We start from the raw sequence: 13,595 nt of genomic DNA, 5'->3' as shown, positions 1-13,595 counted from the left end.
TTCCGAGGCACCGGCGGGCCCTCTACGGCTCGCTCACGGGCATCGCGCAGACCTCGTAACGGACCTTGTGCTCGTCCAGATCCCGCAGTGCCTCCGGTGACGCCCCGCCGTCCACGAGGACCGTGTCGAAGCGGGACAGCGGGACGACCCGGTGCAGGGCGACCCGGCCGAGCTTGGTGTGGTCGATCAGCAGGACGTTGCGGGCCGCCGCGTCGAGCATCGCCCGCTTCACGGACACGATGTGCTGCTCCTGGTGGTACGCGTAACCCCGGTGCACGGCCGACGTCGACGCGAAGCACACGTCCACCCGGAGCTGCTCGACCGCCTCCACGCACGACACCCCGAGGAACGAGGAGTGCAGCGGGTCGTAGTCGCCGCCCAGCGCCATCAGATGGATGCCCCGCTGGTCGGAGAGGAGATTGATCGCCTCCAGGAAGTTGGTGACGACCGTCAGCGGGGTGACCTCGGCCGTGCGCAGCCGTCTCGCTATCTCCAGGGTGGACGTGGAGTCGTCCAGCAGGATCGCCATCCCGGGTTCCACCATCCGCAACGCGTGCTCGGCGACGGCGGCCTTCTCGGCCCGCATGCTCTTCAGCCGGTACTGCACGTTCGACTCGAAGACCCCCGACGGCTGCGCGGTCACCCCGCCCCGGAACTTCCTGACGATGCCCTGCCGTTCGAGCTCGTCGAGGTCCCGGTGGATGGTCATCAGGCTCACCCCGAACCGCTCGGCGAGCTCCGCCGCCGTCGCCGAGCCGTCGGCCAGCACCTGCTCGGCCATGGCGGCCTGCCGCGCCGCGGGCCCCTGCTGTCCACCACTGCTGTTGCTGCTCATGGCTGCGTCTCTATCCGTCGTCCCGGTCGCTCCGGCCGGTCGGCCTCGAACAGCAGCAGGTTCTCAGGCCGGACCACGAGCCGTACCGGATCGTCCGGACGAAGGCGCGCCGCGTCCGCCCGGGCCGCCACCAGCGACACCCGCTGGTTCCCGGTCCCGAGCCGGACGGTGACCTCCACGGACCGGCCGAGCACCTCGGTGACGTACACCGTCCCGGTCAGCTCGTGGCCCTCGCCGCGCAGGGCGAGGTCCCGGGGCCGCAGACCGACCAGGACGTCCGTGCCGGGCGCGGCCCGCGCGCGGACCGGCAGCTCGACCCCGCCGTCCGACCGCACCCCGCTCCGCGTCACCACCCCCGGCAGCAGATTGATCCGGGGCCGGCCGAAAGCCCGCGCGACCTCGGTGTCGAACGGCTGGTACCAGATCTCCTCCCGGGTGCCGGTCTGCACCATCCGGCCCTCCCGGACGACCCCGATCCGGTCGCCGAGGGCGAGCGCCTCGACCGAGTCGTGGGTGACGTAGAGGGTGGTGGTGCGCTGCACGGCCCCGATCGCCTTCAGCTCGGCCCGCATCTGCTGGCGGAGTTTGGCGTCGAGGTGGGAGAGCGGCTCGTCGAGCAGGAACGCCCGCGCCGGGCGGACCAGCACCCGGCCGAGGGCGACCCGCTGCCGCTGCCCGTTGGACAGCCGGCCCACCGGCCGGTCCAGCAGCCCCGAGATGCCCAGCAGTTCGGCGATCGCGCCGATCCGCTGCCGGGCCTCGGCGGCGGGCAGCCGGTACCGGGGCGAGCGCAGGGGCGAGGCCAGGTTGTCGTAGGCGGAGCGGTGCGGGTAGAGGGCGTAGCTCTCGAAGCACATCGCCACACCCCGGTCGTAGGGCTCGACGCCGCGCATGTCCTCGCCGTCGAGCACGACCGTGCCCGCGTCGGGCTGTTCGAGCCCCGCGACGGTCTTGAGCGTGGTCGTCTTGCCCGCGCCCGAGGGCCCGAGCAGGCAGAAGAACTCGCCCTCCCGCACGTCCAGTTCGAGTCCGTCGAGCGCGACGGTCCTCCCGTACGCCTTCCGTATCCCACTCAGCCGGATCACGACTTCACCGCCCCGAACGACAGGCCCCGCACCAGATACCGCTGGATCGTCAGCGCCAGCAGCAGCGGCGGGACGACGGACACCAGCGCGGCGGCGGCCGTCAGGTTGTACTTGGGCCGGTCGCCGCCGAGGAAGGACAGCGCGCCGACGGTCACCGTCTGGGCCTCGTTGGAGGTGAGGATCAGCGGGAAGACGAAGTTGTTCCAGGCGAAGATGAACGCCAGCAGCGACACGGCCGCGATGCCCGGCTTGACCAGCGGCAGCGCCACCTTGAAGAAGGCCTGCTTGCGGGTGTAGCCGTCCAGCAGGGCGGCCTGTTCCAGCTCGGGGGTGAGGTCGGCGAAGTAGGACCGCATGATCCACACGATCAGCGGCAGCGTCACCAGTTGCAGCACCCACACCATGCCGACGTACGTGTCGAACAGACCGAGCTTCTGGTACAGCACGAACAGCGGGATGATAACGGTCAGTTCGGGTGCGAATCGGAACGACAGCAGGGTGAACATCAGGTTCTCCGACCCCTTGAACCGCCACCGCGCCGAGGCGTACGCGGCCGGCAGCCCCACCACCAGCGACAGCACCACCGCCCCCACCGACACCACCAGGCTGTTGACGAAGTACCGCACGAACGGGATGCCCTCGCTGTCGCCGAGGACCGTCCGGTAGCCGTCGAGGGTCGGGGAGAAGGAGAAGTAGGTGGAGAAGAGCTGGTCAGCCGGTTTCAGCGACAGGATCACCATCCAGGCGACCGGGAACAGCGCGAAGACGAAGTAGAGGACGAGGGCGGCGTCGCCGAGCCACCCCAGGGCGCGTTTCCTCATGTGGTGACCTCCGCGGCCTTCCGCTGGATCTTCCCCAGGTGCTTCACCAGCACCATCGCGGCCAGGTACACCACGGCCCACAGCACGATCGTGTAGGAGATCCCGAAGGAGTAGCGCTGGAAGCGGATGGCCTCCAGGTACGCCCGGATCTGCAGGACGACCGTCGAGTCGCCCGGCCCGCCCTCGGTCAGGGCGTAGATGATGTCGAACACCTTCAGCGAGTCCATGAACCGGAAGATCACCGCGACCAGCACGTACGGCCACAGCATCGGCAGGGTCAGCCGCCGGAAGGTGTACCACCACCCCGCGCCGTCCACGGCCGCCGCCTCGAACGGGGAGGTGGGCAGCGACCGCAGACCGGCGAGGGCGAGGATCGCCACGAACGGGGTGTAGACCCACACGTCCACGGCGATCGACGACAGGAGGGCACCCGTGGGGGTGTCGGTCCACTGCACCCCGCCCAGCCCGAAGGGCCGCAGCAGGTGGTTCACGACCCCCACGGACGGCTGGAGCATCAGCTTCCAGATGATCGCCGCGATCACCGGGGCGATCATCAGCGGCAGGATGAGGATCTTCTCCAGGACCCGGCCCACCAGGGTCGAGCGGTGCAGCAGCAGGGCGACGGCCACCCCGAGGACGGTCTCCGCGAGCGCTGCCCCGACGGCGTACAGCACCGTCACCCACGCCGAGTTCCAGAACGCCTCCTGCGTGAAGACGGCCCGGTAGTTCTCGAACCCCACCATGTCCGGCTGCGGTTTGCTCGCCGAGAAGTCGAACAGCGTGTAGTACAGCCCGAGCCCGAAGGGATAGAGGATCCCGCAGGTGAGCAGCAGGGCCGGGACGATCAGGAAGTACGGGCGCAGCGCGAGCCGCACGGCTAGCCCACCTTGCCGGCGAGGTCGTCCGCCAGCCCGTCCAGCACGGACTGCGCGCCCTGGCCGCCGTAGATCTCCTGGAGGGCCGCCGCCCAGCTGGTCGTCGCGTCGAAGAACTGCGCCTGCGGGGTGAACTGGATCTTCGTCTGGTCGACGACCGTCTCGAAGGTCTCCAGGAAGCCCGGCAGATGCCGCATCTTGTCCTTGTACGCGGCGTCGTCGGCGACCGACTTGCGCACCGGGTCGATGTGGTTGTGGGTGATCGCGCTCCTGCGCAGGTGCTCCTTGCCCGTCGCCCACTGGAGGAACAGCCAACCGGCGCTCTTCTTCCTGCTCTTGGCGTTCATGCCGAGCGACCAGATCCACATGTTGGTGGCGAGCGACCCGTCCGGTCCCTTCGGCCCGGGGTGGAAGGCGATCTTCCCGGAGGCGGGGCTCGCGCCCTTCACCGCCTGGAAGTAGGCGGCCGTGTCGGCGTCGAAGAGCATCGCGGCCTTCTTCGCTCCGAGGTCGCTGGAGCACTGGTACCAGGTGTACGAGGTCCAGGACGGCGGCCCGCCCCGCTTCACCATCCGCGCCCACTCCTCGGTGAAGGCCACCGCCTCGGGGCTGTTCATCGCGGGTGTGAGCTTCCCGCCGTCGACCGTGAAGTCCTTCAGCCCGTTGCGGGCGTACATGGTCATGAAGCCCGGGTGGATCGTCGCCCAGCTCCTGGACCCGCGTACGGCGATCCCGTACATCCCGTCGAAACCGGCACCCGGCGCCTTCCGCTTGATGGTCCCGGCGAGTTCGGCCAGTTCGTCGAAGGTCTCGGCCGGCTTCAGCCCCAGCTTCCCGAACACCTCGGTGTTGTAGGCGACGACGTTGGTCTCCCAGCCCCACGGCAGGGCGTACTGCCCGCCCTGGCCCAGCGGCGCGCCCGCCTTCAGCGACCACCGGTCGGCCTGGAGCAGGTTCGGGAAGAAGTCCGCCTGGTCCCATTCGGCGCCCGTGGCCGAGGAGTTGCGCATCCAGGGACCGAGGTCCTCCAGCCAGCCCGGCGGCCCGTACTGCCACACCATGTACGCGCCGAGCATGAAGACGTCGTAGGAGGCACGCCCGCTGGACAGGTCCACGGTGAGCTTGTCGAAGTAGTTGTCCTCGGGGAAGACGTCGTACTCGACCTCGATGCCGGTCTTCGCCGTGAACGACTTCAGGTCGGCGATGAGGGCGTCCGTGTAGGGGTGCTTGTTGAGCAGGGCCTTGACGGTGGTGCCCTGCTCCCGCTTCCAGTCGAAGGAACCGGTGACGTCGTCCGCAGCGGACCCGTCGCTCTTGTCGTCGTTCCCGCCGAAACCGGCGCCGCAGGCCGTGAGCAGCGGGGCCGCCGCCGCTGCGGCGGCGAGGGCGAGGAAGCGCCGGCGGTCGTGCACGTGCGTGTCCATCCATACCTCCGCGTGGAGCTGGGGCAACACGTCGAGTCGACTCGTTAACAGAGGGTGGAACGGCCGAAGTTGGGCGTCAATCCCTCGCGCACGGGAAAATATCGGGGCACAGTGAGAAGTTCACAGATCCGGCTGCGACGGTGTGGGAGGTTCCGGATGGTGGACGAGGGCGCGGGCTGGCTGGGCGTCGACCTGGGCACACAGAGCGTCCGCGTGCTGCTCGTCACCGCCGACGGCACGGTCCTGGGCAGCGGCTCGGCCCCGCTGACCGGGCGGCGCGACGGCGTCCGGCACGAGCAGGACCCGCTGCGGTGGTGGGCGGCGCTGTGCACGGCGTCCCGAGCGGCCCTCGCCGCCGCGCCCCCGGGCCCGCCGGTCGGCGGCCTCGCGGTGTGCGGCACGTCCGGCACGGTCCTGCTGACGGACCACTCGGGCCGTCCCGTGAGCCCCGCCCTGATGTACGACGACGGGCGGGCGACGGGGGAGGCGGCGCGGGCCCGGCGGGCGGGGCTCGCGGTCCAGGACACCTGGGCGCTGCCGAAGGCCCTGTGGCTGCTGGGGCAGTACGGAGGCAGCTCGCTGCGCCTGACGCACCAGCCCGACCTGATCGTCTCCCGGCTCACGGGCGGGTCGCCCCCTGCCGATTCCAGCCATGCCCTGAAGACGGGCTACGACCTGGAGGGCGACCGCTGGCCGGAGGCCGTCCTGGCCGAACTGGGCGTCCCCGACAGCGTGTTCCCCGGCGTGGTCCGCCCGGGCACGCGCCTCGGTGAGGTCTGCCCGGCCGCCGCCGACGCCACCGGCATCCCCGCCGGCACCCCGGTGTTCGCGGGGATGACGGACGGCTGCGCGGCCCAGATCGCGTCGGGCGCGCTGCGGCCCGGCTCGTGGAACTCCGTGCTCGGCACCACGCTCGTGCTGAAGGGCGCCGCCCGCGACCCGGTCCGCGATCCCACCGGCGTGGTCTACAACCACCGCGCCCCGGACGGCACCTGGCTGCCCGGCGGAGCGTCGAGCGTCGGCGCCGGGGCGCTCGCGGCGCACTTCCCCGAGGCCGACCCGGCCGAGATGGACGTGCCCGCCATGGCGTTCGCACCGTCGGGCGCCCTCGCCTACCCCCTGGTGTCACCGGGGGAGCGGTTCCCGTTCCGTGCGCCGGAGGCGACCGCGTTCGTCCTCGGTGACCCGGCGGGCGCGGCCGACCTGTGGGCCGCGCTGCTCCAGGGCGTCGGCTTCGTCGAACGCCTGTGCCTGGACTACCTCCACCACCTCGGCGCCCCCCTCGACGGCCCGCTCACCTTCACGGGCGGCGGCGCCCGCAGCCCGTACTGGAACCAACTGCGCGCCGACATCCTGGGCCGCCCGGCCCGCGTCCCCGAGCAGACGGAACCGGCCCTGGGCATGGCGGCCCTGGCCGCGTACGGGGCGTCGGGCTCCGGTGCGCTCGCGGACGTCGCCGAGCGCATGGTCCGGGTCCGGACCGTCCTGGAACCCCGCCCCGACCGCACGGCCGCCTTCGCCGAGCCCTACGCGCGTCTCGTCGACGCCCTGCGGGAGCGCGGCTGGCTGCCCGCCCCGGTCGCCGCGCACGCGCACCGTCGCCTGAGCCGGGATACTTCCGCATCATGAGTACGACCCTCCTGCTGGTCCGTCACGGACAGACCGTCTGGCACGCGGAGAACCGCTACGCCGGCATCAGCGACATCGACCTCACCGACACCGGCCGCGCCCAGGCCGAGGCCCTGGGCCGGTGGGCCGCCGCCCACCCCGTCGACGCGATCTGGACGTCCCCGCTGTCCCGGGCCGTCGCCACCGCCGAACCCGCCTGCCGCGCCCTCGGCCTCACCGCACAGAGCGAACCCCACCTGAGGGAGTGCGACTTCGGTGTGCTCGAAGGCCGTACGCTCGCCGAGTTCGAGGCCGAGGACCCGGAGTGGGCCGCGGCCTACCGGGCCGACCCGGTGGAGCACTCCTTCCCCGGCGCCGAGGACCCCCTGGCCGCGGCGGCCCGCGGAGTGCGCGCCCTGCGGGACGTCGCCGCCGCCCACCCGGGCGAACGCGTCATGGTCGTCGCCCACAACACCCTGCTGCGGCTGGTGCTGTGCACCCTGCTGTCCATCCCGCTGAGCGAGTACCGCAGGGTGCTCCCGCGGTTGCGGAACGCGGCGATCAGCGAACTGCGCATGAACCCCGACGGTCGCGCCGCACTCCTCTCACTCAATGTGCCGTGCGAGGGGGAGGTGCCGTAGCACCCTGGGCGCATGACGCGGATCGACCAGAGGTCCCGGCACACGGGAAACCCCCGCGAGTCACGTCCTCGCGGGGGTTTCCTTCATTCCGCCTGCCGTGCGTGAAGGGTGAGAAGACGATCACGAGGCAGGACGACTCGGCGCCGGGCCGCCGTCAGGGCGCCGGCAGCAGCACATCCGCGCGGGACTTGGCCGCCTCGTAACGCCGCGCCACGTCCTGCCAGTTGACGACCTGCCACATCGCCTCGATGAAGTCCACCTTCTGGTTGCGGTACTGCAGGTAGAAGGCGTGCTCCCAGGCGTCGAAGACGAGGATCGGGGTGGCGCCCTGGCCGACGTTGCCCTGGTGGTCGTAGACCTGCTCCACGATCAGGCGCCCGCTCAGCGGCTCGTAGGCGAGCACGCCCCAGCCGGAACCCTGCGTGGTCGCGGAGGTCTTGGACAACTGCGCCTTGAACTTGGCGAAGGAACCGAACGACTCGGTGATCGCGTCGGCGAGCTCACCCACCCCGTCCTGCGCCAGCGGCTCACCGCCGCCATCCTTCGGACCGGTCATGTTCTGCCAGTAGATGCTGTGCAGGATGTGCCCGGACAGATGGAACGCCAGGTTCTTCTCCAGCCCGTTGACCGACCCCCACGACTCCTTGTCCCGCGCCTCGGCCAGCTGCTCCAGCGTGTCGTTGGCGCCCTTCACATAGGCGGCGTGGTGCTTGTCGTGGTGCAGCTCGATGATCTCGGGGCTGATCACGGGGGCGAGCGCGGAGTAGTCGTAGGGCAGTTCAGGCAGCGTGTAGACGGGCATGCGCGGGATCCCCTCCGGACCGTTATTGCAACTCACTTGCAACTGCACGCTAGCAGCAGGAGGAGGCCGGTGGATGCTCCGGGCATACAAAAGGCCCCCGCGTGTCGCGGGGGCCTGGGACGGCGGTTTCCTACCGCTGGGCGCGAGCCCTCTGCCAGGTGTATCCGATGACCGCCAGGACCAGGATCATCGCGCCCGTCGAGTACAGCTGCACCCGTGTGTCCGGCTCACGGGCCATCAGGACGAAGATGGCCGCCATGCCGGCCAGGGCGGCCCAGGTCAGCCACGGGAACGCCCACATGCGGACGGCCAGCTTCTCGGGCGCCTCGCGCTCCAGGCGGCGGCGCAGCCGCAGCTGTGACACGGCGATGAAGATCCAGACGGCCAGGATGACCGCGCCGATCATGTTCAGCAGCCAGGGGAAGACGTCGTCCGGCCGCCAGTAGCTCAGCAGCACGCACAGGAAGCCGAAGACGGAGGACGCCAGCACGGCGATCCGCGGCACCCCGCCCGAGACCCGGCCCAGTCCCTGCGGGCCCTGGCCGCGCTCCACCAGCGAGTAGGCGATGCGGGAGGCGCCGTAGATGTTGGCGTTCATCGCGGACAGCAGGGCGACCAGGACGACCACGTTCATCAGCTGGCCGGCGCCGGGGATGCCCAGCTCGTCGAGGGCGGCGACGTACGGGCCCCTCTCCACGACCGCCTCGGAGTCCCACGGCACCAGGGTGACGATGACGGCCATCGAACCGATGTAGAACAGCGCGATGCGCCACATCGCCGTACGGACCGCGCTCGCCACGCCCTTGACGGGGTTCTCCGACTCGGCCGCCGCGATGGTGACCGTCTCCAGGCCGCCGTAGGCGAAGACCGACGCGAGCAGGCCGATCACCAGGCCTTCTGCGCCGTTGGGCAGGAAGTCGGTGAGGTGGCTCGCGCCGGGCGAGTCCGTGCCGGGCAGGACACCGGCGATCGCCAGGACGCCCAGCACCAGGAACAGGGTGATCGCGCCGACCTTCAGCGCGGCGAACCAGAACTCGAACTCGCCGAAGTTCTTCACGGCCGCGAGGTTCGTGCCGCAGAAGACGACCATGAACAGTGCCACCCACGCCCACTCCGGCGTGCCCGGCAGCCAGCCGCTGACGATCTTCGCGGCGCCGATGCCCTCCAGGCCGACGGCCGTGCACAGCAGCACCCAGAAGGACCAGCCGGCGGTGAATCCGGCCCAGGGGCCGATCGCCCGCTCCGCGTGCGCCGAGAAAGACCCCGACGACGGATACGCGGCCGACATCTCGCCGAGCATCCGCATCACCAGCATCATGAGGACACCGGAGAGGGCGTAGGCGACCACGATCGACGGACCGGCCGCGGCGATACCGGCGCCTGAGCCGACGAACAGACCGGCTCCGATCACCCCGCCGAGGGCGATCATCGACAGATGGCGCTGCTTCAGGCCGGGGGAGAGGGAGACGCCGTCCGTGCCGGTCGGCGTCTCCGTGGTGGTGCTGCTGGGCATGGGTGCGGTTCGTCCTGTGGGTGAGGGGCGTACGAGGGCAAAAACGCCGCCAGTCTCGGATGCCTCCCGGCGGCGGCGGAGAGGCATCCCACCATCCGGACAGTCGCGTCGCTCTGCGTGCCCGGGTGGTGACCAGGTGGCGGAGGCAGCGCTTTGGGGGAAACCTACAGACGCCGCTCCACCCGGCCCGCGTGGCACACACCATCCCATCACCGTGACCGGCGTCACCCCGTCCTCGGTGTATCCCGCACCCTTTGTTCGAAGTCGACCAACCGCCGGTCCACGCCTTTGTCGAGCGCTGACGGTGATCGGGGCCAGGGCGCTGGGATAGCGTCACCGTGTCCCACCGGCCCTCACTCCGCGGAGTCCCCATGAGCACCGCTGCCGCCACACCCGCCCGCGCCGGACAGGTCCTCGCCGACCTGCTCCCCTCCCCCAAGCTCTCGGCGGCGCTCGAGCAGGGCGGTGCCCCCACCCGTGTCCGGGACGCGGCCCTCGTGCTCGGCGGCGCCGCGCTCACCGGCCTCGCCGCCCAGCTCGCCGTGCCCGTCCCGGGCTCCCCGGTGCCGGTGACCGGCCAGACCTTCGCCGCGCTGCTCGTCGGCACGTCCCTCGGCGCGGGCCGCGGCTTCCTCGCGCTGGCCCTGTACGCCCTCGCGGGCATCGCCGGTGTGCCGTGGTTCGCCGGTGCCTCCTCCGGAGTCGCCCCCTCCTTCGGCTACATCCTCGGCATGATCCTCGCCGCCACCGTCGTCGGCGCCCTGGCCCGCCGCGGCGCCGACCGCTCGATGCTGCGCATGGCGGGCGCGATGCTGGTGGGCGAGGCGATCATCTACGCTATCGGCGTGCCCTACCTGGCCCTCGCCACCGGCATGTCCGCCACCGCCGCCATCGCGGCCGGCCTCACGCCGTTCCTGATCGGCGACGCGCTGAAGGCGGCGCTGGCGATGGGCGCGCTCCCGACGGCCTGGAAATTCGCGAACAAGCGCTGACCCGCAGGCGTTGTGCCGAGGCCCGCCGGGGGCATGACGCCCCCGGCGGGCCTCTTGGCGTCAACCGGGCCGACCGGGGCTGAATCAGCCCTCCCGTACACCCGGCCGCCGCCGCTGCGACCACCACATTCCGGCCACGCCCGTCGCGAGCAACGACGCACCGGCCGCGCCCAGCGGCAGCAGATCACGGGCCGGCCCCGTCTTCGGCAGCTCCTTGCGGCCGGGGCCCGCCGGTTTGTTGTCGGTGCCGAGCAGCAGCGGCGTGGCCGGTGCGTCGGGCGACGGGTTGCTCGTGCCGAACGGCACCGGTCCCTGCTGCCAGAAGGTCTTCTTCCCGTCGCTCGTCTGCACGGGCAGACAGATCTTCCCGGTCTTGCCGAGGTCGAACGTCGCATCCACGGCATACGACTTCGACTCACCGGCCGCGAGATTGTCGATCGGGCATGCGAATCCGCTGTTCGAACCCTCCGGAAGTCCGTTCTCGGGTATCGCCGAACACCCCTCGACGCCCTCGACGACAAGTCCGTCGAATCCGACGACCAACAGCCTGATCTTCCCGCTGTCCTTGCTCCCCTCGTTCTTCACCGTGGCCGTAATCGCCGTCTTTTCCGACCCGTTGTCGACCGAGATCCTCCCGGGCAGCAGCGTGGTGAGCTTCACGCCGGCCGGTGCCTCGTCGACCACCTTTCCCCCCTTGCCGCTCGGCGGTCCGTCGTCCTCCGCGCCGGCCGTGCCGGAAAGGATCATCACCGCCGAGAAAGATGCCATGACCAGCGATCCCGCGATCGCCGTCGTATGACGAGAACTCATGTTCGGCCCCCCTTGCGTCCCCCTGGGCTGCACCCGAATTCGCAGCAATGAAAGAGGTACCACAAGATTTCGCCGCACTATCCTGGTGCGGCGCGAAGTGTGACCGTTGTGTTTCACTGGAGTCGGTCGCGGCGTCGTGGAGGGGGTGCAGCGGATTGCCGGGAAATGCGAACAGCGGCGGTGTTCCAGGGATATTGGTGACGGGACGCTATCGGTTGGTCGAAAGTATCGGTCAGGGGGGAATGGGGCGGGTGTGGCGAGCCGCCGACGAAATACTCGACCGGCAGGTCGCCGTCAAGGAAATGCGGATCGACGGTCTCGACGCGGAGGACAGCAGGACCCGCCGCGAACGCACCCTGCGCGAGGCCCGGGCCACGGCCCGCATCGACCACCCCAATGTCGTACGCGTCTACGACGTGGTGGACGAGGGCGAACGCCTGTGGATCGTCATGGAGTTGGTGGCGGGCCGCTCCCTCGAACGGATCCTCGCGGAGACGGGCCCCCTGAGCCCCGGCGAGACGGCCCGCATCGGCCTCGGTCTGGTCGCGGCACTACGGCAGGTGCATGAACGGGGCGTACTGCACCGTGACATCAAGCCCGGCAACGTGCTCGTGGAACACACGGACGGGTCGGCCGGATCCACACGCGGCAACGGCAACGGTTCCGGCCACGGACGGCGGGTCGTCCTCACGGACTTCGGCATCGCCGCGATCCAGGACACCAAGGCGCTCACGATGGTCGGCATGCTGGTCGGCTCGCCCGACTACATGGCCCCCGAGCGCATCTCCGGCCGCCCCCAGGGCCCACCGTCCGACATCTGGTCCCTCGGCGCGACCCTCTGCGCGGCCCTGGGCGGCCGCTCCCCGTTCTCCCGCGACACGACGCTCGCGACCCTGCACGCGGTCCTGTACGAGGAGCCGGAACTCCCGGCCGCCGCCGGCCCGTTGCTGGACATTCTGACCGCCCTGCTGGCCAAGGAACCGTCGGCTCGCCCGGACCTGGAAACGCTGGAGACGGCGCTGGAGCCGGTGGCGTATCCGGCACCGACACCCACGGTCGCGGTGGGGCCACGGGACTCGATACCGGAGCCGGAGCCCGCCCCGGGTCCGCACACCACCCTCGGGGGACAACAGCCGGGCCCGGCGCCGCAGTCGCCTCCCCCCGCATCCCCGCGGGAGTCACCCACCCCCGACCGCCTCCCCGCTCCTCGCCCCACGACCCCCGGGGACCCCCGCCGCCCCGCCCCCGGCCCGGACCCCCACTGCGCACCCACCACCCCCGCTGAATCCGCCGCGGGGGCCCGGACGGCGGCGGCCCGCTCCGAGAACCGAGCCGGTCCCACCCACCGCCCGGGCCGTGTCTCCCTCACCCGGGCACAGGCGGAGACCGAGCACCGCCCCCACCCGGCGCCCGTGCCGATGCCGCCGGGTGAACTCCCCGGACCGGCCGTCCCGGCCACACCCCGCCCCGGCCGCCGCCCCGGCGCGGGCCGTCGCCGCGTTGTACTCACCGCCGCGGCGGCCACCCTCGCCACCGCCGGCACCGTCGTGGGCATCCTGCTGGCGTCATCGCCGGGCTCACCCGGCGATGACGACACGCCCCGCGCGGGCTCCTCGGCCTCCGCACCGGCCACCACCGGCGGCACCACCGCCTCGCCCACCGTCGAGGGCACCACCAGGCCGCGGACCCTGCCGCCCGGCACGCGCCGGGAGGCCGGCGGTTTCGCCTGGGCGCCACCCGAGGGCTGGCGGCGGGACGTGAAGACGGGCGCGGAGGTGCACTACACCTCCCCGGACGGCTCCCAGGAACTCGTGGGCAAGTCCTCCCTGGCCCGGGGCGACCTGCTGGAGACCTGGCAGACCTCGGAGCGCAACGCCCACCAGGGCCAGGGCTACCGCAAGATCCGTCTGGAGGAGACGACGTTCCGAGGTCACCCGGCGGTGGTCTGGGAGTACACGTTCACGCTGGAGGGCGTCCACTGGCACGCCCGTCTGCTCGGCTTCAACGTGACCGGCACGTCGTACCAGGTCAACACCTGGTACGAGGAGGGGATCGAGCAGGAGGCGCGCGACACCTACGAGAAGGTCAAGGACGGTTTCACGGTGTTGTAGGCACACGGAAGAGGTCCCGTCGCGTGTGCTGCCGGGCGGCGGCACACACCACGGGCCCCGTTCACGACGACCGGTGGG

12 protein-coding genes are annotated in these 13,595 nt (G+C 71.2%); 4 read left to right on the top strand and 8 right to left on the bottom strand.

From position 1 onward, the window contains the following. Positions 1-22: 22 nt before the first annotated feature. Genes QNO09_RS18640 through QNO09_RS18620 form a run of 5 tightly spaced genes read right to left on the bottom strand, consistent with a single transcriptional unit; the run spans position 23 to position 5,040 of the window. Positions 23-835, bottom strand: coding sequence for a DeoR/GlpR family DNA-binding transcription regulator (locus QNO09_RS18640; protein WP_283971323.1), 813 nt, complete (start codon positions 833-835; stop codon positions 23-25). Beyond that, positions 832-1,920 carry an ABC transporter ATP-binding protein gene (locus tag QNO09_RS18635; protein WP_283971322.1) on the bottom strand — a complete coding sequence of 363 codons (1,089 nt, stop codon included), beginning with the start codon at positions 1,918-1,920 and terminating at the stop codon, positions 832-834. Before QNO09_RS18635 ends, QNO09_RS18640 begins: the two co-directional genes overlap by 4 nt. Further along, positions 1,917-2,741, bottom strand: a complete 825-nt coding sequence (locus QNO09_RS18630) for a carbohydrate ABC transporter permease (protein WP_283971321.1) — start codon at positions 2,739-2,741, stop codon at positions 1,917-1,919. The genes QNO09_RS18635 and QNO09_RS18630 overlap by 4 nt, the downstream gene beginning before the upstream one ends. Then, on the bottom strand, positions 2,738-3,616 hold the full coding sequence (locus QNO09_RS18625) for a carbohydrate ABC transporter permease (RefSeq protein WP_283971320.1): 879 nt from the start codon (positions 3,614-3,616) through the stop codon (positions 2,738-2,740). The genes QNO09_RS18630 and QNO09_RS18625 overlap by 4 nt, the downstream gene beginning before the upstream one ends. 2 nt (positions 3,617-3,618) lie before the next feature. After that, positions 3,619-5,040 (bottom strand): ABC transporter substrate-binding protein, encoded by a 1,422-nt coding sequence (locus QNO09_RS18620; protein WP_283971319.1) that lies wholly within the window; start codon positions 5,038-5,040, stop codon positions 3,619-3,621. A 156-nt stretch (positions 5,041-5,196) separates the two neighbouring features. On the opposite strand from QNO09_RS18620, the gene QNO09_RS18615 reads away from it, so the two are divergent. Both QNO09_RS18615 and QNO09_RS18610 read left to right on the top strand, forming a co-directional pair. Beyond that, positions 5,197-6,669: an FGGY-family carbohydrate kinase gene (locus QNO09_RS18615; protein WP_283971318.1), complete on the top strand. Its 1,473-nt coding sequence runs from the start codon at positions 5,197-5,199 to the stop codon at positions 6,667-6,669. Further along, positions 6,666-7,289 carry a histidine phosphatase family protein gene (locus QNO09_RS18610; protein ID WP_283971317.1) on the top strand — a complete coding sequence of 208 codons (624 nt, stop codon included), beginning with the start codon at positions 6,666-6,668 and terminating at the stop codon, positions 7,287-7,289. Before QNO09_RS18615 ends, QNO09_RS18610 begins: the two co-directional genes overlap by 4 nt. 154 nt (positions 7,290-7,443) lie before the next feature. On the opposite strand, the gene QNO09_RS18605 is transcribed toward QNO09_RS18610, so the two are convergent. Both QNO09_RS18605 and QNO09_RS18600 read right to left on the bottom strand, forming a co-directional pair. Continuing rightward, positions 7,444-8,091 carry a superoxide dismutase gene (locus tag QNO09_RS18605; protein ID WP_283971316.1) on the bottom strand — a complete coding sequence of 216 codons (648 nt, stop codon included), beginning with the start codon at positions 8,089-8,091 and terminating at the stop codon, positions 7,444-7,446. Positions 8,092-8,221: 130 nt separating this feature from the next. Then, positions 8,222-9,604, bottom strand: a complete 1,383-nt coding sequence (locus tag QNO09_RS18600) for an amino acid permease (protein WP_283971315.1) — start codon at positions 9,602-9,604, stop codon at positions 8,222-8,224. A 371-nt stretch (positions 9,605-9,975) separates the two neighbouring features. On the opposite strand from QNO09_RS18600, the gene QNO09_RS18595 reads away from it, so the two are divergent. After that, the gene (locus QNO09_RS18595) at positions 9,976-10,596 is read left to right on the top strand and encodes a biotin transporter BioY (protein ID WP_283971314.1); all 621 of its coding nucleotides are present in this window, start codon (positions 9,976-9,978) and stop codon (positions 10,594-10,596) included. 84 nt (positions 10,597-10,680) lie between these two features. Here the strand turns inward: QNO09_RS18595 and QNO09_RS18590 are convergent, their stop codons facing one another. Next, positions 10,681-11,406, bottom strand: a complete 726-nt coding sequence (locus QNO09_RS18590) for a hypothetical protein (RefSeq protein WP_283971313.1) — start codon at positions 11,404-11,406, stop codon at positions 10,681-10,683. Between the two features lie 197 nt (positions 11,407-11,603). Between QNO09_RS18590 and QNO09_RS18585 the strand changes: the two genes are divergently transcribed. Then, positions 11,604-13,517 (top strand): serine/threonine-protein kinase, encoded by a 1,914-nt coding sequence (locus tag QNO09_RS18585; protein ID WP_502962313.1) that lies wholly within the window; start codon positions 11,604-11,606, stop codon positions 13,515-13,517. Positions 13,518-13,595: the final 78 nt, after the last annotated feature.

Origin of the sequence: Streptomyces sp. 378, assembly GCF_030124145.1 — a bacterium.
Taxonomy (GTDB): domain Bacteria; phylum Actinomycetota; class Actinomycetes; order Streptomycetales; family Streptomycetaceae; genus Streptomyces.
Note: the sequence above shows the minus strand (reverse complement) of the source record. Positions and strands in the feature narration are given on the sequence as shown.